18 protein-coding genes are annotated in these 17,591 nt (G+C 61.3%); 11 read left to right on the plus strand and 7 right to left on the minus strand.

Features of this window, described 5'->3' with window-relative positions; genetic code table 11:
* Nucleotides 1-2: 2 nt before the first annotated feature.
* The 4 genes from OHL18_RS17680 to OHL18_RS17695 all read left to right on the plus strand — a co-directional run bounded on the left by OHL18_RS17680 (nucleotide 3) and on the right by OHL18_RS17695 (nucleotide 7,212).
* The gene (locus tag OHL18_RS17680) at nucleotides 3-1,775 is read left to right on the plus strand and encodes a sulfite reductase subunit alpha (protein WP_263376196.1); all 1,773 of its coding nucleotides are present in this window, start codon (nucleotides 3-5) and stop codon (nucleotides 1,773-1,775) included.
* A gap of 114 nt (nucleotides 1,776-1,889) precedes the next feature.
* The gene (locus OHL18_RS17685; RefSeq protein ID WP_263376197.1) at nucleotides 1,890-3,521 is read left to right on the plus strand and encodes a DmsC/YnfH family molybdoenzyme membrane anchor subunit; all 1,632 of its coding nucleotides are present in this window, start codon (nucleotides 1,890-1,892) and stop codon (nucleotides 3,519-3,521) included.
* Nucleotides 3,518-5,695, plus strand: a complete 2,178-nt coding sequence (locus OHL18_RS17690; RefSeq protein WP_263376198.1) for a molybdopterin oxidoreductase family protein — start codon at nucleotides 3,518-3,520, stop codon at nucleotides 5,693-5,695. The genes OHL18_RS17685 and OHL18_RS17690 overlap by 4 nt, the downstream gene beginning before the upstream one ends.
* Nucleotides 5,696-5,976: 281 nt before the next feature.
* The gene (locus tag OHL18_RS17695) at nucleotides 5,977-7,212 is read left to right on the plus strand and encodes a nitrate/nitrite transporter (protein WP_263376199.1); all 1,236 of its coding nucleotides are present in this window, start codon (nucleotides 5,977-5,979) and stop codon (nucleotides 7,210-7,212) included.
* Nucleotides 7,213-7,318: 106 nt separating this feature from the next.
* Here OHL18_RS17695 and OHL18_RS17700 read toward each other — a convergent pair whose 3' ends face one another.
* The 6 genes from OHL18_RS17700 to OHL18_RS17725 all read right to left on the minus strand — a co-directional run bounded on the left by OHL18_RS17700 (nucleotide 7,319) and on the right by OHL18_RS17725 (nucleotide 11,742).
* Nucleotides 7,319-7,840, minus strand: a complete 522-nt coding sequence (locus OHL18_RS17700; RefSeq protein ID WP_263376200.1) for a DinB family protein — start codon at nucleotides 7,838-7,840, stop codon at nucleotides 7,319-7,321.
* Nucleotides 7,840-8,319, minus strand: a complete 480-nt coding sequence (locus tag OHL18_RS17705; protein ID WP_263376201.1) for a DUF1203 domain-containing protein — start codon at nucleotides 8,317-8,319, stop codon at nucleotides 7,840-7,842. The genes OHL18_RS17700 and OHL18_RS17705 overlap by 1 nt, the downstream gene beginning before the upstream one ends.
* An 87-nt stretch (nucleotides 8,320-8,406) precedes the next feature.
* Nucleotides 8,407-9,366: a glycine betaine ABC transporter substrate-binding protein gene (locus OHL18_RS17710; RefSeq protein ID WP_263376202.1), complete on the minus strand. Its 960-nt coding sequence runs from the start codon at nucleotides 9,364-9,366 to the stop codon at nucleotides 8,407-8,409.
* 42 nt (nucleotides 9,367-9,408) lie between these two features.
* Complete coding sequence (locus tag OHL18_RS17715; RefSeq protein ID WP_396274894.1) at nucleotides 9,409-10,053, minus strand: ABC transporter permease; 645 nt, start codon at nucleotides 10,051-10,053, stop codon at nucleotides 9,409-9,411.
* Nucleotides 10,053-10,817, minus strand: coding sequence for an ATP-binding cassette domain-containing protein (locus OHL18_RS17720; protein WP_263376204.1), 765 nt, complete (start codon nucleotides 10,815-10,817; stop codon nucleotides 10,053-10,055). The genes OHL18_RS17715 and OHL18_RS17720 overlap by 1 nt, the downstream gene beginning before the upstream one ends.
* A 76-nt stretch (nucleotides 10,818-10,893) precedes the next feature.
* Nucleotides 10,894-11,742, minus strand: coding sequence for an ATP-binding protein (locus OHL18_RS17725; protein ID WP_263376205.1), 849 nt, complete (start codon nucleotides 11,740-11,742; stop codon nucleotides 10,894-10,896).
* Between the two features lie 199 nt (nucleotides 11,743-11,941).
* Here OHL18_RS17725 and OHL18_RS17730 point away from each other — a divergent pair, with 199 nt between their 5' ends.
* The 6 genes from OHL18_RS17730 to OHL18_RS17755 all read left to right on the plus strand — a co-directional run bounded on the left by OHL18_RS17730 (nucleotide 11,942) and on the right by OHL18_RS17755 (nucleotide 15,476).
* Nucleotides 11,942-12,178 (plus strand): hypothetical protein, encoded by a 237-nt coding sequence (locus OHL18_RS17730; RefSeq protein WP_263376206.1) that lies wholly within the window; start codon nucleotides 11,942-11,944, stop codon nucleotides 12,176-12,178.
* A gap of 162 nt (nucleotides 12,179-12,340) precedes the next feature.
* A complete protein-coding gene (gap, locus tag OHL18_RS17735; protein ID WP_263376207.1) occupies nucleotides 12,341-13,348 on the plus strand; it encodes a type I glyceraldehyde-3-phosphate dehydrogenase in 1,008 nt (335 codons plus the stop codon).
* Between the two features lie 26 nt (nucleotides 13,349-13,374).
* The gene (locus tag OHL18_RS17740; protein WP_263376208.1) at nucleotides 13,375-13,827 is read left to right on the plus strand and encodes a hypothetical protein; all 453 of its coding nucleotides are present in this window, start codon (nucleotides 13,375-13,377) and stop codon (nucleotides 13,825-13,827) included.
* A 53-nt stretch (nucleotides 13,828-13,880) separates the two neighbouring features.
* Nucleotides 13,881-14,129 carry a UPF0175 family protein gene (locus OHL18_RS17745; RefSeq protein ID WP_263376209.1) on the plus strand — a complete coding sequence of 83 codons (249 nt, stop codon included), beginning with the start codon at nucleotides 13,881-13,883 and terminating at the stop codon, nucleotides 14,127-14,129.
* 2 nt (nucleotides 14,130-14,131) lie between these two features.
* The gene (locus tag OHL18_RS17750) at nucleotides 14,132-14,605 is read left to right on the plus strand and encodes a DUF3368 domain-containing protein (protein WP_263376210.1); all 474 of its coding nucleotides are present in this window, start codon (nucleotides 14,132-14,134) and stop codon (nucleotides 14,603-14,605) included.
* Nucleotides 14,606-14,852: 247 nt separating this feature from the next.
* Nucleotides 14,853-15,476 carry a pyridoxamine 5'-phosphate oxidase family protein gene (locus OHL18_RS17755; protein ID WP_263376211.1) on the plus strand — a complete coding sequence of 208 codons (624 nt, stop codon included), beginning with the start codon at nucleotides 14,853-14,855 and terminating at the stop codon, nucleotides 15,474-15,476.
* Between the two features lie 48 nt (nucleotides 15,477-15,524).
* Here OHL18_RS17755 and OHL18_RS17760 read toward each other — a convergent pair whose 3' ends face one another.
* Nucleotides 15,525-16,187: a DUF6629 family protein gene (locus OHL18_RS17760; RefSeq protein ID WP_263376212.1), complete on the minus strand. Its 663-nt coding sequence runs from the start codon at nucleotides 16,185-16,187 to the stop codon at nucleotides 15,525-15,527.
* A gap of 133 nt (nucleotides 16,188-16,320) precedes the next feature.
* Here OHL18_RS17760 and OHL18_RS17765 point away from each other — a divergent pair, with 133 nt between their 5' ends.
* Complete coding sequence (locus OHL18_RS17765) at nucleotides 16,321-17,556, plus strand: phosphoglycerate kinase (RefSeq protein WP_263376213.1); 1,236 nt, start codon at nucleotides 16,321-16,323, stop codon at nucleotides 17,554-17,556.
* Nucleotides 17,557-17,591 lie beyond the last annotated feature (35 nt).

Below are 17,591 nucleotides of genomic sequence, written 5' to 3' on the forward strand. Positions count from 1 at the left end.
CAATGTCCGCAATCGTTCCCTTCATCCCCGATACCGCGCCCTTCTCGCCCGAACAGCGCGCCTGGCTCAACGGCTATCTCGCCGGTCTCTTCTCCGGCGCAGCAGCAACAGCGCCCTCGCCACAGAAGGCGTCGCTGAAGATCCCCGTCCTCTACGCGACACAGTCCGGCACCGGCGAAGGCCTCGCCCGTAAGGTCGCGAAGGAGCTCAAGGCGAAAGGCCACACCGCGGAGCTCGCCGCGCTTGAGACCTTCGAACCCGCCAAGCTCGCGCAGCAGGAGCATGTCATCCTCATCGCCAGCACCTACGGCGAGGGCGATCCGCCGGACGCCGTGCAATCGTGGGCCGCGCAGCTTCAAGCCGAAGGTGCGCCGCGCATGGACAAGCTCTCCTACACGGTCCTCGCGCTGGGCGACAGACACTACGAGCACTTCTGCAAGTTCGGCATCGACCTCGACTTCCGCCTCGAATCCCTCGGTGCCAAGCGCCTCCATGACCGCGTCGACTGCGACGTCGAGTTCGAGGCAGAGTTCCAGGCATGGAAGATGGGCGTCCTCGACAAAATCGAAGCCATCGCCACCGGAGCTACAGCCGAGCCTGCAACAGCCTCGACTCCCGCCGCGATTGAACTTCCTGCCGAACGCCCGCAGATTCATACCCGCGAAAATCCGCTCTTCGCGCCTCTAGTCGAACGGCGTCCGCTGACCACTGACATCTCCAGCAAGCAGACGCTGCACCTCGCCTTCTCCGTTGCCGACTCGCAGCTTCACTACGAGGCGGGCGATGCCTGCGGCGTAATCGCGCAGAACGATCCCGTGCTCGTCGACGAAGTCCTTGCAACCGCGAAGTTCACCGGCGACGAGCACGTCACTCTCGATAAGACCGGTACAGTCACCCTTCGCGAAGCGTTGCTCCATCACCTGCAGTTCACGCGCCTCAATCGTAAGATGGTGCAGGGCTACGCGACCAAGGGCGATTGCAAGCCGCTCGCCGGCCTTCTCATTCCTGAGCAACAGACCCACCTCGACAAGTACATGTACGACCGCGACTTCATCGACCTGCTCGAAGAATATCCTGGCGTCATCACGTCGGCCGGCGAGATCATCGAGCTGCTGCCGAAGCTCGCTCCACGTCTCTACTCCATATCATCGAGTCCCGCCGCACACGCTGGCGAGGTACACGCGACGGTCGCCGTCGTGCGCTATCGGGCTATCAACCGGCAGCGTGGCGGCGTCTGCTCGACCATGTTCGCGGATCGCATCGCGCATGGCGGGACTGTCCCCATCTACATCCAACCCAACAAGAAGTTCCGCCTGCCCCTCGACTCGAACGCGCCCATCATCATGATCGGCCCGGGCACCGGCATCGCTCCCTTCCGTGGATTCCTGCACGAGCGCCAGGCCACCGGCGCGAAGGGAAAGAACTGGCTCTTCTTCGGCGAACGCAGCGCGGCAACCGACTTCCTCTACCGCGACGAGTTAGAAAAGATGCAGGCTAACGGCCACCTAACGCAACTCCACACTGCGTTCTCCCGCGACCAGGAGAAGAAGATTTACGTGCAGGACCGCATGCTCGAGCAGGCCGCACAGGTGTGGAGCTGGCTACAGGATGGAGCCAGCGTCTACGTCTGCGGCGACGCAACTCACATGGCCCGCGATGTAGATGCGGCACTCCATACGATCATCGGCCAACAAGGCACTCTCGACGCCGAAGCCGCCAAAGATTACGTGCAGCAGATGAAGGATGATCGCCGCTATCAACGCGACGTCTACTAACCACCTTGTCCCGTTGCCGCATTTTTTTGTCATTCCCAAAGGGAATCTGCTTCTTCAACCCTTCGCCACATAGCCAAGTTCTCTAGCGTTTCATAGTTGATCCGAGGCACCGATTTGGCATTGCCGCTCCACGAACGCGCACACTCCGGCACCGACGACGCTCTCGTGCGCCTGACGCCCGAAGGCGCGCCGTTGACCTTCAACTTCGAAGATCTCGGCAAGCCCTTCGCACCCGCACAGGTCGTGAACTCGCTCATCCCGTCGCGCCCGCTCGAAGCCAGCGAGAACTATCGCTTCCACTTCAACATGACGAAGTGCGTTGGCTGCCGCTCCTGCGAGATCGCCTGCAACGAGCAGAACGGCAACCCCGCCGACATCCGCTGGCGGCGCATCGGCGAGATCGAAGGCGGCGAGTACCCCGACACCCTCCGCTACTACCTCTCGATGGGCTGCAACCACTGCCTCGACGCCGATTGCGTCCGCGGCTGCCCGGTCGAGGCCTACACGAAAGATCCCGTCACCGGCATCGTCCTCCACTCCGCCGACGCCTGCATCGGCTGCCAGTACTGCGTCTGGAACTGCCCCTACTCCGTGCCGCAGTTCAACGCTGCGCGCGGCGTCGTAGGCAAGTGCGATATGTGCCATGGCCGACTCACCGACGGCCTCGAACCAGCGTGCGTCAACGCCTGCCCCGAAGCCGCCATCGAGATCGAGATCGTCAACATCGCCGACTGGCGCGAGAACTATATTGCCGCCGAATCCCCTGGCATGCCTGACGCCAACATCACCATCTCCACCACGCGCATTACGCTGCCGAAGTCCTCGCCCACCGTGCTCGAAAAGGTCGACAACTACCATATCCGCCCGGAGCACGCCCACTTCTCGCTGGTCTTCATGACCACGCTGATACAAGCCGTTGCCGGCGCGGTCACCTACATGACTGCGATGCACCAGCTCTCGCCTGTCTCACTGATCGCGCTGGTGCTCATCACAGTCCTTGCACTCAATATCTCGGTCACCCATCTCGGCCGCCCCGCCTTCGCCTATCGCGCGGTCAAGATGTGGCGGCGTTCGTGGCTCAGCCGCGAGGTCCTCTTCTTCGGACTCTTCTTCGGTGCCTTGGCGGCTCTTACGGGAGCATCCGTCGCCGCGACGCTGCACTTGTATCCAGTCCCGCAGATCGCCTTCCAACTCTTCGAAGCAGGCACCCTCTTCTTCGGCGGCGCAGGCCTTGTCGCCAGCGCCTGCATCTATCTCGTCCCTGCGCGCCCCGCGTGGAACATGGTCCACACTCCCGTCGACTTCCTCCTGAGCGCCGCTCTGCTTGGCGTGCCGCTGCCTTTCGTTCTCGACAAGTTTTCGAACCAGCTTGCTCCACTCCTGAACCACTTCCCTGCCTTGCATCTCTCCGCACCACGCTTCCTCGCGGCGGACGCTAGTCTCCTCGGTGCGTCCGTCGCCGTCGCATGGCTGCTCAATCTCGCCATCAAAGTTGTCCGCCTCAAGCGCTCAAGCATCTTCGAAGAACAGGCCTCCTACAACCTCCTCCGAACTCGCGAGATGCTCCCGCTCTTGATCGCCACCTTTACGTCGGTCAACCTCGCCGCCGGACTCATGCTTACCAGCCACTTTGCCCTGGCACTCGCAAGCGCTACTGTGGGAGTTCTCCTGTCCCGCTATCTGTTCTTCGTCTCTGTCGTGCCATTGAACATGGCCCTCACTTATGTGCGGAGGCAGGCAGCATGAGCGCCATCGCCCAGATCCGTCGACTGCTCGGCATCGACACGCGCCAAAAGGACTACGCCTACAGCCGCGACCCCAACTTCGGCCACATCTCTACCTCCCGCGTCGCCGACAAGTGGACGAAGACCACCTGCGGCTACTGCTCAGTCGGCTGCGGCATGCTAGTCGGGACGAAGGACGGCAAAGCCGTCGCCGTGCGCGGCAATCCCGATCACCCCGTCAACCTCGGCAAGCTCTGTCCCAAGGGCCTAAGCGAGCACCACATCCTCGACTCCCCCGGCCGCGCGAGGCTCCCCATGCTGCGCAAGGATGGCGTTCTCACGCCCGTCTCGTGGGATGAAGCTCTCGACACGCTCGTCGAAAAGTTTACCGGCATCCAGAAGAAGTACGGCCACGGCTCGCTCGGCGTCGTCGGCACCGGTCAGCTCCTCACCGAGGAGTACTACACCCTCGGCAAGCTCGTTCAACTCGGCTTCCGCACACCGAACAACGACGGCAACACCACGCTCTGCATGGCCTCCGCCGTCTCCGGTTATAAGCTCTCCTTCGGCAGCGACGGCCCGCCCGGAAGCTACGAAGACATGGAGCACGCCGACGTGATCCTGCTCGTCGGCTCAAACATCGCCGACAACCATCCCATCCTCTGCCAGCGTCTCGAACGCAACCGCCAGCGAAATCCCAACCGCTCGCTCATCGTCGTCGACCCGCGCGTCACCAAGACTGCGATGATGGCCGACCTGCACCTTCCAGTCAAGCCGCGCAGCGACATCGCTCTGCTTAACGGCATCGCGCATATCCTCATCCGCGACGGCCTTGTCGACGCAACCTACATCGCGGAGCACACCACGGGCTTCGAGGAGTTCCGCAACTTCGTCGCGGAGTTCACGCCCGAACATGTCGCGAAGATCACTGGCCTGAGTGTCGACGTCATCACCGGCACCGCCATTCAATATGGTCGCGCCAAGGCAGCCTTCATCGGATGGACCATGGGCGTCAACCACTCCTCGCAGGGAGCAGTCACCGTCGCAGCCATCAACAACCTCGCTCTGCTCACCGGCAACATCGGACGCATCGGCGCTGCACCGTTCTCCATCACCGGCCAGTGCAACGCCATGGGTACGCGCGAGTTCGGGTTTTGCTCAAGCCTGCCGGGCTATCGCAAGTACGAAGACGCGGAGCACCGCGAGGAGCTTGCCGCCATCTGGGGTGTGGATGTCGACCGCATCCCCACCAAGCGCGGCATGGCCTATCCCGACATCATCGAAGCCGCCGTCGCCGGCAAGATCAAGGCGCTCTGGTTCATCGCCACCAACCCGGTCGTCTCCTTCCCCAACTACAAGCTTCTCGAACAGGCCCTGCGCAACGTCGAGTTCCTCGTTGTGCAGGACGGCTTCTTCCCCACGCCCACCAGCGACTTCGCCCATCTCGTACTTCCCGCAGCAATCTGGGGCGAGAAAGAAGGCACCTATACCAACTCCGAACGCCGCGCGAGCAAGGTCAACCGCATCGTCACGCCACCCGGCAAAGCAAGGCCCGACTTCGAAATCTTCCTGGACATCGCTTCACGACTGGGAGTGAAGGACGAGCTCTACCCCGGCTGGACCTCGACCCGCGATGCCTACCTCGAGATGCAAACCGTCTCCAAAGGCCGCATGTGCGACTACAGCCTCTTCACCTGGGAGGAGATCGAAGCCAACGGCGGCATTCAGTGGGGCGGCGACCGCCTCTACAAAGACGGCGTCTTCCCCACCAAGGACGGCAGAGCAATTCTGCACTGCGTCCCATGCGAGCCCTTCAGCGAGCAGCCGAACGCGGAGTACGACCTCGTCCTCAACACCGGCCGAACCGTCGAGCACTGGCACACCCGCACCAAGACGCAACAAGTCGCGATGCTCGACAGCATGGTGCCGAGCGCGTGGCTCGAGATGAACCCGCAGGACGCCGCCCGCATGAAACTGAAACCACACGACAAGGTCACCGTAGTCTCACGCCGTAGCCGGGTCAGTGGGCTCGAGTTGCGCATCACCGGAATCATCGCTCCGGGCCAGGTCTTCATGCCCTTCCACTTCGCCGAGACCAACTCGAACCTGGTCACACTGGGTGCCTTCGACCCCATCTCGCGCGAACCAAACTTCAAACAATGCGCCGTCCGCGTCGAGCGCTCGGCCCCAAACTGACCCCGCCCGAAGATGCCCGGGTGCCCCATCCATGCAGCTTCATCGCATGGGTGGGAAAACGAAATCTTCACCGGCCCACAGTCGGATCACCACCACCTCCGAACCGACGGCCGGTCCGAATACCAGAACCTCCACCTCCAGAGGTTCCATGTGACTTTGTAGCCTGCCCCACCCCCGGCGCCGCAGCCGGGAGCAATCGCCGTACCAAGGATGAACCCAGACGTTCCTCCTGAAGAACACCGCCGGGCCCTGCCTCACCAAAAATCTCAGGAGACTTCTCAATGGCAAGCTACAAGCTCTTTCTCAAGTCGGGCCATCCCCCGACCCTCTTCGCGGCTTTCCTCTACTTCGACTTCAGCTTCGCCGTCTGGGTGCTGAACGGCGCCATGGGCCCGTTCATCTCAGAGGCCTTCCACCTCACCCCGCAGCAGATCGGTCTGATGGTCTCGGTGCCAACCCTCGCCGGAGCCTTCATGCGCTTCCCGCTCGGCGTGCTCTCGCAATACATCGGTCGCAAAAACGCCGCGATCGTCGAGATGTCGGCCATCGTCATCGCCCTGCTCTACGGCTTCTTCTTCGTTCATACCTTCTCGAACGTACTCGCCATGGGTGTCCTTCTCGGCATCGCCGGAGCGAGCTTCGGCGTCGCGCTCTCGCTTGGCTCCGGGTGGTTCCCGCAGCAATATAAAGGCCTGGCCATGGGCATCGCAGGAGCCGGCAACTCCGGCACCGCGCTTGCCTCGCTCTTCGCTCCGCGGCTTGCCACCCACTTCGGCTGGCAGCACGTCTACGGCTTCGCCGCCGCGATGATGCTGCTTCCGCTGCTGGTCATGATCTTCTTCGCGAAAGAGCCGCCTGACCACGAACACCTGACCCTGCGTGAGCACCTCTCCTGCCTCTTCGAAAAGGACGGCTGGTACTTCAACCTCGTCTACATCATCACCTTTGGCGGTTTCATCGGCCTTGCGACCTTCCTGCCTTCGTTCTTCTACGCACAGTTCCACGTCTCGAAGATCCAGGCGGGCGAGCTGACCGTCCTGGCGACGCTGACCGGCAGCGCCACCCGCGTCGTCGGCGGCTGGTTCGCGGATCGCGTCGGCGGTGTCACCACGCTCTCCGTCGTCTTCCTCATCGCCATAGCCGGTCTCTTCGGCCTGATGACCACGCCTCCGCTCCTTGCCACCACTTTGCTCTTCATGCTCTGCTTTGCAGCGTTGGGAGCGGGCAATGGCGCAACCTTCCAGCTCGTCCCTCTGCGCTGGCCTCTGACGACGGCCGTAGCCGGAGGCATGATCGGCGAGATCGGAGCGCTCGGCGGCTCGATCCTTCCCAACCTGCTCGGCTACTCGAAGCAGCACACCGGATCGTTCAAGGGGGGATTCATCGTCTACGCCGCACTCGCCTTCTGCGTGCTCGGTCTGCTCCGCGTCGTCTCGCGCACCTGGACCAAGACCTGGGTCGGCCCCGGCGGCAGGGCCCTCATCACTGCGGATATGGAATCGATGGCTGCAGACTGACGCCTCAACGAAGCCTTGTCATCCTCCACGATCTGCCCAGCGCTACCCAAAACCCTGTGCCCCACTCATCGCAGCTTCATCGCGATGAGTGGGACAGCAACGATCGTTACTGAATAGCTACCGCGTCATTAGGACCTCGCATCCCCGCAACCACCTTCGCCGTAGTCACCGCCTGCCCGCAGTGCCGCTGCGTATGCTCCGCACAGTGCACTAGCAGTCCGCCCACGGTACTCGGCAACATCGCCCGCCCCACGCCCCGCGGTTCTTCATACGTAGCCGGAGAGATCGCCCGCACCCGCTCCGCCGCGGCCTTCAACCCGGCACGAAACTCCGCAAGCACCTCCGATGCCACCGCCCCTGGCTCCAGTTCGCTGCGCAGCTCACTTAACTGCGCCTCAGAAAGCTGCCGCCCTTCCGTGTACATCAGCAGCCGATCAAGACTCCTTGCAATATGCCGCAGATGATACGCAACCGGCGCTATCCCGAAGGGCCTCGCATTGATCTCCCCATCGGACAGCCCTTCGCACCACCGATCCGCATCCTCCCCCGCAAGGTAAAGCGCGTGCAATATCTGCCTCCGCACCGCGTCCACCTCAGTCAGAGTTCCCCGCAACCACGGCTCAACCATCAACTTTCCTCTCCCTTCCGTACCAAGCGGAGATCGAAACACCCCGCCTTCAAATCCCGCACCATTACATAGCGAACAGAGGTATTCTCGAACATCTCGACGATCACCGCCTCCTGCGTGCCATCGGACACTCTTCGCCGCTCCAGTACATCCTGCTCCGTGCCGTATCCTTCGATCACAGCGCCGTACGGTAGCAGTTCCGCAGGATATCCACTCTCCAGCCCGAACCGCTCACACCGATCGGTATGGATGAACACCGGTCCCGGAACAGGGATCATATCCTGCTCACGAAACGGGTTATAGGTGAAGAGCGTCCTCTCTTCTTCGCCGATTCGGAATGGCTTCAGGCAATGTCTGCAGGGGCCATGTCCCTTGGCAATTGCCGTAAACGCCGGATGTCCGTATCCCGGCGACTTCATCGTCTCCCACACCTGTTCCGCAACCTCTGTTGGCAAGGCAATAGCTCGAACTTCGATCATCTTCTTCTCCTGTGGCCATAACCTTCAGCCTCAGAGAGAGAATCGCCGATCCCATGCAATCCGACACTCCGCTCTGTTCACCCGAACTCACAGCCCATTCTTCCCCCGGAACTCCCTCACCACGTCGCCCACATCCCGGTGCTGCGAGTCCACCGCATCGTTCATCGCCTGCACCTCGTCCGCGCTGACCCTCCCCGCCAGCCGTGTCATCGCCGTCTGAATCTCGGGATGCTTCGCCACCGAATCCTGTCGCACCAGTGGAACCGCCTCGTAAGGCGGGAAGTAGTGTTTGTCGTCGGCCATGATCACGAACCCCAGCGCCCGTATTGGCCCGTCGGTCGAGTTCCCCGCCACCATATCCACCTGCTTTGCCGAGAGCGCCCGATACAGCAACCCCAGGTCCATCACCCGAGGCGACCCGTCAAACTTCAACCCGTAAGTCGCCTCCAGCCCCTTCAAACCGTCGGGCCGCTCCTCAAACTCATACCCAACCCCCAGCCGCTCAATCCCGCTCTCGGAATCCGGGTGCTCCACACCTTGACTCGGAGATGTGGAATTCTGCAGCCGAGCCACATCGGAGATCGTCTTCACGCCGAGCCGCCGGGCATCGTCCCCTCGAACCACCATCGCAAACGTATCCTCGAAACCCAACCCCGGCCCCACCTCGACCTTGTATCGCTCGCGGTAGATCCTCCCAATCGTCGCCGCGACCGAAGCGGAATCTCGCTGCCCCATCGGCGGCAGCGGTTGCTTCAGGATCGCCGTCAGCGCCGTCCCGGAGTACTCGACATAGCCGTCGATCCGCCCGCTCACCAGAGCCTGCTGACAGATGTAGCTCCCCGCCAGGTAGAACCGCCGTTCGACTCTATAGTCGGTTTGGCCTTCCTGTGCAAAAACGGCCTCAATCTCCTGCGCCAGCAACTCCCCCAGCACCACCTGCTCGGTAAAGTTCTTCGCCCCAATTGTGATCCGAGAAGACCGTGGAGGAGCACAACCTATGAGCGTTACGACCGCGACCCCCGCCACCGTCCAAATCCATCGCTGCAATCGATCACCCCGAGCCTTTGACTACACCCTATCCCCTGCTCCCTACACGCTGTCTTTCTTCACCGCCAGCCGCTTCTCAAGCATTCCCAACCCCGTGTCCGCCGCCAACGCCAGCAGCGCCGCCGGGATCGCCCCGGCCAGCACCAGCCCGTTATCCACGCTGGCGACTCCCCTGAAGATAAGCTCCCCCAGCCCGCCAGCTCCAATGGCGGCCGCAATCGTCGCCACGCCGATGCAAGTCACCGTCGCCGTCCGCAGTCCTGCCAGAATCACACTCGCAGCTAGTGGAAGTTCCACCTTTATAAGACGCTGCATACCATTCATTCCAAGCGCATTCGATACATCAATTAAAGCGGGGTCGACACTTGCGATTCCGGCATAGGTATTCCGAAGAATAGGCAGCAGAGCGTATCCGGTCAGCGCCAGGATCGCCAGACGGGCGGCGTTCTCTCCCAGCCACGGTACCGGCAACAGCAGCCCGAACAGCGCCAGCGAGGGAACCGTCTGCACCACATTCGCAAAGGCAATCACAGGCCCGGCGAGCCTCTGTTTCCGCGTCAGCAGGATGCCCAGCGGAAGTCCCACGGCGACCGCCAGGAGCATCGCACTTAGAGTAAGCCAGAGATGTTCGAAGGTGAGACGCGCAATCTCCCACCCATGCGCGTGCAGAAATTGATGGAATGCTATCAAGAATACACCTTGCGGTGTACAGCCGAAACATAATGCTTTACATGAACACTTGAGGACGTGAGAACCTCACTCGCTAATACATCCGCTACAACCTCGCCCTGCTCCAGGAAGACAACTCGATTCGCCAGATACAGCGCCTCGTCCAGATCGTGCGTCACTAGCAGAACGGTCTTCCTGACCCTCTCCAGCAGCTCCCGCAGCATAGTCTGCATCTCCGCCCGCGTCATGGGGTCAAGCGCCCCGAACGGTTCGTCCATTAGCAGGATCGCCGGATCGGTCGCCAACGCTCGCGCCAGCCCCACCCGCTGCCGCTGGCCGCCGGAGAGCTGCCGGGGATAGCGCCCCCGAAACTCCTCAAAGTCGAGACCCGCAAGTCCCAACACCTCAGCCGCCCGTTTGGCAATCTCTGGCTTTGGTCGTCCGGCAAGCTCCAAGGCAAGGCCTGCGTTTCTTTCCACAGTCATATGTGGAAAAAGCCCGGCCTCCTGAATCACGTACCCGATTGATCGACGCAATAACTCTAATTTTGAACGACTTACAGTATTTTCATAAACCAATACATCACCTAATGTCGGCCAGACCAGCCCGTTCACCATACGCAGCAGCGTCGTCTTGCCCGATCCGCTGCGCCCCAACAGCGCGGTAGTCGTACCGGCCTCTAGCCGCAGCGAGACATTCCGCAAAAGAGAACGCCCGGGCAGGTTCCCCTGTCCGGGCAGTGTGTAACTGACATTCGCGAACTCGACACCAGCCTCGGTCAATCGGTCACGCTCTCAATGTGGATTTCCCAGACTCCGCCATCCTGCGCTACATCATGCGGCAGAGCCAAGGGAGTATCTATTCGGAAATGGTCTCTGCTACTGGCGAGGACTCCGGCGCAACCTCGGAGGCAGCCTCCGGAACGTGCTCCTGGGGCGAGTCAGGAGCGGCTTCAATCGCCGCTCCGGGCTGCCCCTTCACCCGGACTACCGTAATCTTGTCGAAGCCTTCCTTGAACGAAGGCGGCCGCAGCCGCTCCGCCATCTTCAGCATCACCTCGTCGGTCACAACGCGCTCGCGCTGGCGATTCCGCTCCATGCACACCGCTAGCGGCACGTCGAAGAAGACCGCCTGCACCTCGTACTGGAAGCTCTTCGCCATCTTGATCCACTGCTTGCGCTCGTGCGCGGAGAGGTTCGTGGCGTCGACGTAGTTCCACGGCATCTTGGCGATCAGGCGTGCACGCAGCAGAGACCGCAGGGTTGAAAACACCAGCCCCTGGTAGCGCTGTTCCGTAATGTCGTCGAAAAGTAGATTTCGCAGCAGATCGCTCGAAAGCGGCGTCACGCCGCGGCGTTTGTACCAGGTCGTCTTGCCGGAACCTGGCAGTCCAATCGTCAGCACGACATAGCCGCGCGGCGATTTAGGAGAAGCCGCGGCCTGTTCGGCCGACGGAGCGGCCACGCCAAGGCTCTCGGGCTGCGTTTCGACCACGATCTTTTCTTCGCCCGTAGCCGGCGAAAAAGGCTCCGGAATGGGAGTCAGTGGCGCTTCAAATGCCTGCGGAACCTCAGCCGGAACCGGCCGGGGAGCGATGGGTTCCGGGTAATTCGGCCTCAAAGGAGCCTGCTGGCCCGAGGGCAGCTCCTGGCCGCTCTTGCCTGTGGACTCCGACTCATTCGGTCCACGTCTAGTCCGTCTTCTCATTTTGTCGCTTATCCATTCGCGCAACTCGCGCATGTGGTGGTTATAACAGGGCGCTCCGCGCAGCCGCAAATCCTTCGAACCCACCTGAATACCTCTTCATCGTTCCTCGCAGCCCCTCCCGCGAACATTCCGTTGCACCGTACATCTCCCGTTCACGTTGCCGGACTAGGTTCGTAACACGACAAAGGAGTCGTACACCATGTCCACACAAGATGGAGATCTCGACCGCCTCCAAGCGGAGTACAAGGCAGCCGTCGACCTCTGGGTCGGCGCCATCCGCGAAGAAGAAGCCCACGCCTCGGTCAACCACTCCATTGCGGAGGTCGACACCTGGGAGCAGGATGCCTTCCGCGAGGACGACCTTCGCAAGCAAGTCCGTGCCGCCAAGTCCGCCTACGAAGGAGCGCTGCGCGAGCGCTTTTTCAACTTCAAGTAGAGCCTTTGCCACAGAAAAGTCGTTGCGGCTCACCCTTAACGGGTGCCCCACATCTCGACTCTGAGATGTGGGTGGAGTTGCTTACCCCGTCCATGCAGGCGCGCTCTCCTCGCACTACAATTGGAAACGGTACGAACGCACCAGCACAGGAGCTTATAGAAAATGGCAGTTAAGGTTGGCATCAACGGCTTCGGCCGTATCGGACGCAACGTATTCCGCACCGCCCTCGGCAATCCAGATATCGAATTTGTAGCCGTCAACGACCTCACCACGCCGGCCACCCTTGCCCACCTGCTGAAGTACGACTCCATCCTCGGCAACCTGAAGAACGAGATCTCGGTCGAAGGCGACAGCATCGTCGTCGACGGTAAGAAGATCAAGGTCTTCGCCGAGCGCGATCCCGCCAAGCTCGACTGGGCCTCCGTCGGCGCGGAGATCATCGTCGAATCGACCGGCTTCTTCACCGACGCCGAGAAGGCCAAGGCGCACCTTGGAAGCACCGTCAAGAAGGTCATCATCTCCGCCCCGGCAACCAACGAGGACATCACCCTCGTCCTCGGCGTGAACAGCGACAAGTACGACGCGGCGAAGCACAACGTCATCTCGAACGCGAGCTGCACGACGAACTGCCTTGCTCCGGTCGTCAAGGTGCTGCACGACACCTTCGGCATCGCATCGGGCATCATGACGACGATCCACAGCTACACCAACGACCAGGTGATCCTCGACACGCCGCACAAGGACCTCCGCCGTGCCCGTGCCGCTGCCCTGTCGATGATCCCGAGCTCTACCGGTGCCGCAAAGGCGCTGAAGCTCGTTGTCCCCGAGATGGCGGGCAAGCTCGACGGCTTTGCCATCCGCGTCCCGACCCCGAACGTCTCAGTCGTCGACCTGACCTTCGTCTCCGAGAAGCCGATCACGATCGACGCCATCAACGCGGCCATCAAGACCGCCGCAGAAGGTCCGATGAAGGGCATCCTCGGCTACACCGACGAAGAGCTCGTCTCGACCGACTTCCGCGGCAACCCGCTCAGCAGCATCTTCGACTCCAAACTGACCAAGGTCGTCGGCGACAAGACCGGCAAGGTCATCAGCTGGTACGACAATGAGTGGGGCTACTCCAGCCGGGTGAAGGACTTGATCCTATTCCTGGTAGAAAAGGGACTTTAGCCTCTGACCGGTCTGAGGAGTTTCGAATGCCTTTCTCAGCTCGCATTGTTGAAGCGCGACTGGCGTTGAAACTCATCAGGCCGGAGCAGTTCCCTCCGCTCGCGATCGACGCGCTTCAGGTAGGACTCGATGGTCCCGTGATCCGTCGGCTGGCAGGACTGATCCAGCCGACAGGGTACGAAGTCGACATGTACGTTGCGCGCTTCATGACCGAAGCCGGACTCGCTCACATCTCGACAGAAACCGCCGCATTTCGACTGGCGCAAGAGATCGCCCGCGATACGCTGCGAACCAACGCCGATCCTCTTCGCGTTACCCGCGAGTTGGAAAGGCTCTGGATTGCAACAGACTATGCCCACTCTATTTCCCAACTGGGAACGCTGGATGACGACGTATATCTCCTCGGCCAGCCAGATGAAGCTCGTAAAACGGTGCGCGCGTGTTTGCAGGAGTTCGTAGACTTACCCGACTTCCCTTAGATATCCGTGCTAACTTCATCCATATGCAAGTGACCGTGGAAATCCCGGACGACATGGCCCAGCGGCTCATCCCCGAGGGGCATGATCCCGCGCGCACCACGCTTGAAGCTGTGGCCATCGAAGGCTACCGCTCCGGCGCACTGTCTTCCTACCAAACCCGTATCCTACTTGGCTTCGAAACCCGCTACGAACTCGACGGCTTCCTGAAGGCCCACAACATCTGGGAACACGCCTATAGCCTCGACGATCTCGAACAGGATCGGCTCACGCTTCAGTCCGTCGGCACCGAAGGTCAGCGGTAAACATGCTCGTCGTAGCCGATACGACGCCTTTGAACTACCTCTTGCTCATCGGTCACGTCGAGGTGCTCCCCGCTCTCTACAGCCGAGTTTTGATTCCCCAAGCCGTATACATGGAGTTGCAGCGGCCAGGAACTCCAAGCGTCGTTCGCGAGTGGGCAATCGATCCGCCATCATGGATTGAAGTCTGCCTTGTCTCTCTCGGCCAAAACCCCACCCTCGATGACCTCGATACCGGCGAGCGTCAAGCTATCCAACTCGCCTTGGATTCAGGAATCGAAACCGTCTTGATGGACGAGAGCGAAGGACGCCGGGCAGCGTTGCACCATCAGCTTAAGGTCACAGGCACCATCGCAATTCTCGAAAAGGCAGCCCAGCTCGGACTTATAGATTTTCGCTCGGCCTTGACAAGACTTGAACAGACGAACTTCCGGCTCTCCGCCGCAATCCGCGACGAGTTCCTCAAGCGGAACCCATGAGCCTCCGGAGCGAGCCGCTCCTACTCAACAGCATATCTACCCATGCAACTTGCCGTTCGCAATCAAACCAGCCTTTACCGTCGCCAGCGATACCTCACGTTCGCTTTTTCGGGAATGCGGCACGAGCACGTCTTCGATGTCTTACCAAGCCGCAGCCAGCAGAAGAAGTGTTCCTGAATCTTCCTGCTCTTTCCCGAATCTGACACCTAAGCAGCGAGTCCACCTGCCCGGAACGAGTACCGCCGCCATGAGCCGTCGATTCTCCGAACTGGCCTTCACTCCGCTCGTCAAAGCCCACCAGAAGCAGCACAACAGCCGTGCCCAGTATCAGCGCATGGAGCAATCTGGCCCTCCCGGCGACGCGCTCGGTCGCGACGAGCAATACTTCATCTCCCTCCGCGACAGCTTCTACATGGCCTCCGTCAGCGAGACGGGCTGGCCCTACGTCCAGCACCGGGGTGGTCCCAAGGGCTTCGTCCACGTTATCGATCCGAAGCTGATCGCCTTCGCCGACCTGCGCGGCAACAAGCAGTACATCTCCGTCGGCAACCTCGAACACGACGCCCGCGTCGCGCTCTTCTTCATGGACTACCCCAACCAAACGCGCCTGAAGATCCTCGGCCGCGTCGAAGTCCATGAGAACGACGCCGCAGCCCCGGCCCTCTTCGAATCTCTTCGTACGGCAGAACCCCACGCCGTCATCGAACGTGCCATCCTCATCCACGTCGAGGCCTTCGACTGGAACTGCCCGCAGCACATTACGCCGCGTTACACCCTCGAAGAGCTGGAACCTTCCCTCGCCCCACTCCGTGAACGTCTTGCGGCCCTGGAAGCCGAAAACGCCACCCTCCGCGCGAAACTGAAGCCGTAAGCCTGCGGGTGCCCCACATCTCGAATTTGAGATGTGGGGCTTTCCAACCTAGAGTGCCTCTCCATAGTGCAGCGGCCGCGCGAACCGGCTCTTCCAGAAGTACGCCAGGATGATCACGCTCGCGATCGCCGCGTAGGCGCACCACAGGGACGTAAACGCGTAACGCTTCACCGCCATCACCACCAGCAGGATCGCCATGTTCGCTGCTCCGAAGATCACCATGTCACGCACCTTCGAGAAGAAGAGCGATCCACACGTCGCGATCACGTACAGCACTGCCAACCACGTGTGATACGTACCCTGGTTGGTGTACACAATGCTGGTGCCCTGCACAGAGATACCCAGCGGATACGTCATCAGCGCCCAAAGCATATAGAGGCTCGTCCCTGCCCCAAGCACGACGAATGGCAGCATTCGCTTGCGATGCGCCGCGCTCGCCTCAAAAAGGAAAACGCTCAGCGGCATCAGGAAAGGCAGCAGCCCCTGCGCGTAGAGCATGAACGCCTCGCCCGCCCCATGCGTCACCGCCGGCGAGAGCATCCCATCCAACCCCAGCCACACGAAGCCCTCAATAAACTGGTGCACGGCAAACATCGTCGGAAGCGCTGCAAACAGCAGCTCTCGCCGGTGCTTCACCTTGGTAAAGGTCAGCACTCCCAGCACCGCAAGCCCACTGCTCCCGACAAAGTTTGCCGTCGCTGAAAAGCACATCCTTGCACCTCAAAGGTTTTCGCGATCATACGTGATCGACCCTCCTCTGACCGGGTGCCCCACATCTCGATTTTGAGATGTGGGATCACCGCACAGGATCTTACCTCCACCAATCAAGTATCCTGATCCCATCATGCCGAAGCTCTCGATTCGCGATCTCGATCTCAAAGACAAGCGCGTGCTCATCCGCGTCGACTTCAACGTTCCCCTCTCGCCCGAAGGCGCAATCCTCGACGACACACGTATCCGCGAGACGCTTCCCACCATCGAGTACGCGCTGCGCCATCACGCCAAGGTCATCCTCGCCTCGCACCTTGGCCGCCCCAAGGGCAGGCCCGTCGTGACCATGAGTCTGCGGCCGGTCGTCGACCACCTGCGCGGCTTGCTCGACCACATCCTTGATGAAGACGAGAACGTCGCCTTCGCTCCCGACTGCGTCGGCGAAGTCGCCACCGAGATCGCCATGAACCTCGAGTCCGGCCAGACGCTGCTGCTCGAAAACCTCCGCTTCCACGCCGAGGAAGAGAAGAACGATCCCGCCTTCGCGAAGCAGCTTGCCAGTCTCTGCGAGATCTACGTCAACGACGCTTTCGGCAGTGCCCACCGCGCCCACGCCTCCACTGAAGGCATCACCCACTTCGTCAAGGTGTCCGCCGCCGGCCTGTTGATGGAGAAGGAACTGACCTATATGGGCAAGGCGCTGACCGATAGCAGCTCGCCGTCCGGCTCGGGGCCCGACAAGCCCTTCGTCGCCATCATCGGCGGGGCCAAGGTCTCGGACAAGATCGGCGTCATCGACAACCTGCTCGAAAAGGCGGACGCCATCATCATCGGCGGCGGTATGGCCTACACCTTCCTCAACGCGCATGGCCAGGGCACCGGCAAGTCGCTCGTCGAATCCGACAAGCTCGATGTCGCGAAGGCCGCGCTGGCCAAAGCGAAGGAAAAAGGCGTCCGCTTTCTTCTCCCCGTCGACCACATCCTCGCCGACAAGTTTGCACCCGATGCCACAACGACCGTCTTCTCAGGCGACGGAGCGTTCCCCGCCGACCTGATGGCGCTCGACATCGGCCCCGCCTCCATTAAGCTCTTCGCCGATGAGATCGCCAACGCCCGCACCATCATCTGGAACGGCCCCATGGGCGTCTTCGAGATGCCCGCCTTCGCCCACGGCACTAACGCCATCGCAGCGGCAGTCGCGCATAACGAGGAGGCGACGACCATCGTCGGGGGCGGCGACTCGGTCTCGGCAATCCACAAATCAGGCTTCGCCGACAAGATCACGCATATCTCCACCGGCGGCGGCGCTTCGCTGGAGTTTCTCGAAGGCAAAGTGCTGCCGGGCGTGGCTGCACTCACGGATAAATAGCCCCTCCCTATCTCTAATGAAGCGTCATCTCGACC

The organism is Granulicella aggregans (assembly GCF_025685565.1).
In the GTDB taxonomy this organism is placed as follows: Bacteria; Acidobacteriota; Terriglobia; order Terriglobales; family Acidobacteriaceae; genus Edaphobacter; species Edaphobacter aggregans_B.

Coding starts and splice junctions, on each gene's coding strand:
- OHL18_RS17760 (WP_263376212.1), bottom strand. CDS start 16,187: ATGTGCTTTTCAGCGACGGCAAACTTTGTCGGGAGCAGTGGGCTTGCG.
- OHL18_RS17740 (WP_263376208.1), top strand. CDS start 13,375: ATGCCTTTCTCAGCTCGCATTGTTGAAGCGCGACTGGCGTTGAAACTC.
- OHL18_RS17725 (WP_263376205.1), bottom strand. CDS start 11,742: ATGAGAAGACGGACTAGACGTGGACCGAATGAGTCGGAGTCCACAGGC.
- OHL18_RS17750 (WP_263376210.1), top strand. CDS start 14,132: ATGCTCGTCGTAGCCGATACGACGCCTTTGAACTACCTCTTGCTCATC.
- OHL18_RS17705 (WP_263376201.1), bottom strand. CDS start 8,319: ATGATCGAAGTTCGAGCTATTGCCTTGCCAACAGAGGTTGCGGAACAG.
- OHL18_RS17700 (WP_263376200.1), bottom strand. CDS start 7,840: ATGGTTGAGCCGTGGTTGCGGGGAACTCTGACTGAGGTGGACGCGGTG.
- OHL18_RS17680 (WP_263376196.1), top strand. CDS start 3: ATGTCCGCAATCGTTCCCTTCATCCCCGATACCGCGCCCTTCTCGCCC.
- OHL18_RS17745 (WP_263376209.1), top strand. CDS start 13,881: ATGGCCCAGCGGCTCATCCCCGAGGGGCATGATCCCGCGCGCACCACG.
- OHL18_RS17695 (WP_263376199.1), top strand. CDS start 5,977: ATGGCAAGCTACAAGCTCTTTCTCAAGTCGGGCCATCCCCCGACCCTC.
- gap (WP_263376207.1), top strand. CDS start 12,341: ATGGCAGTTAAGGTTGGCATCAACGGCTTCGGCCGTATCGGACGCAAC.
- OHL18_RS17755 (WP_263376211.1), top strand. CDS start 14,853: ATGAGCCGTCGATTCTCCGAACTGGCCTTCACTCCGCTCGTCAAAGCC.
- OHL18_RS17765 (WP_263376213.1), top strand. CDS start 16,321: ATGCCGAAGCTCTCGATTCGCGATCTCGATCTCAAAGACAAGCGCGTG.
- OHL18_RS17730 (WP_263376206.1), top strand. CDS start 11,942: ATGTCCACACAAGATGGAGATCTCGACCGCCTCCAAGCGGAGTACAAG.
- OHL18_RS17690 (WP_263376198.1), top strand. CDS start 3,518: ATGAGCGCCATCGCCCAGATCCGTCGACTGCTCGGCATCGACACGCGC.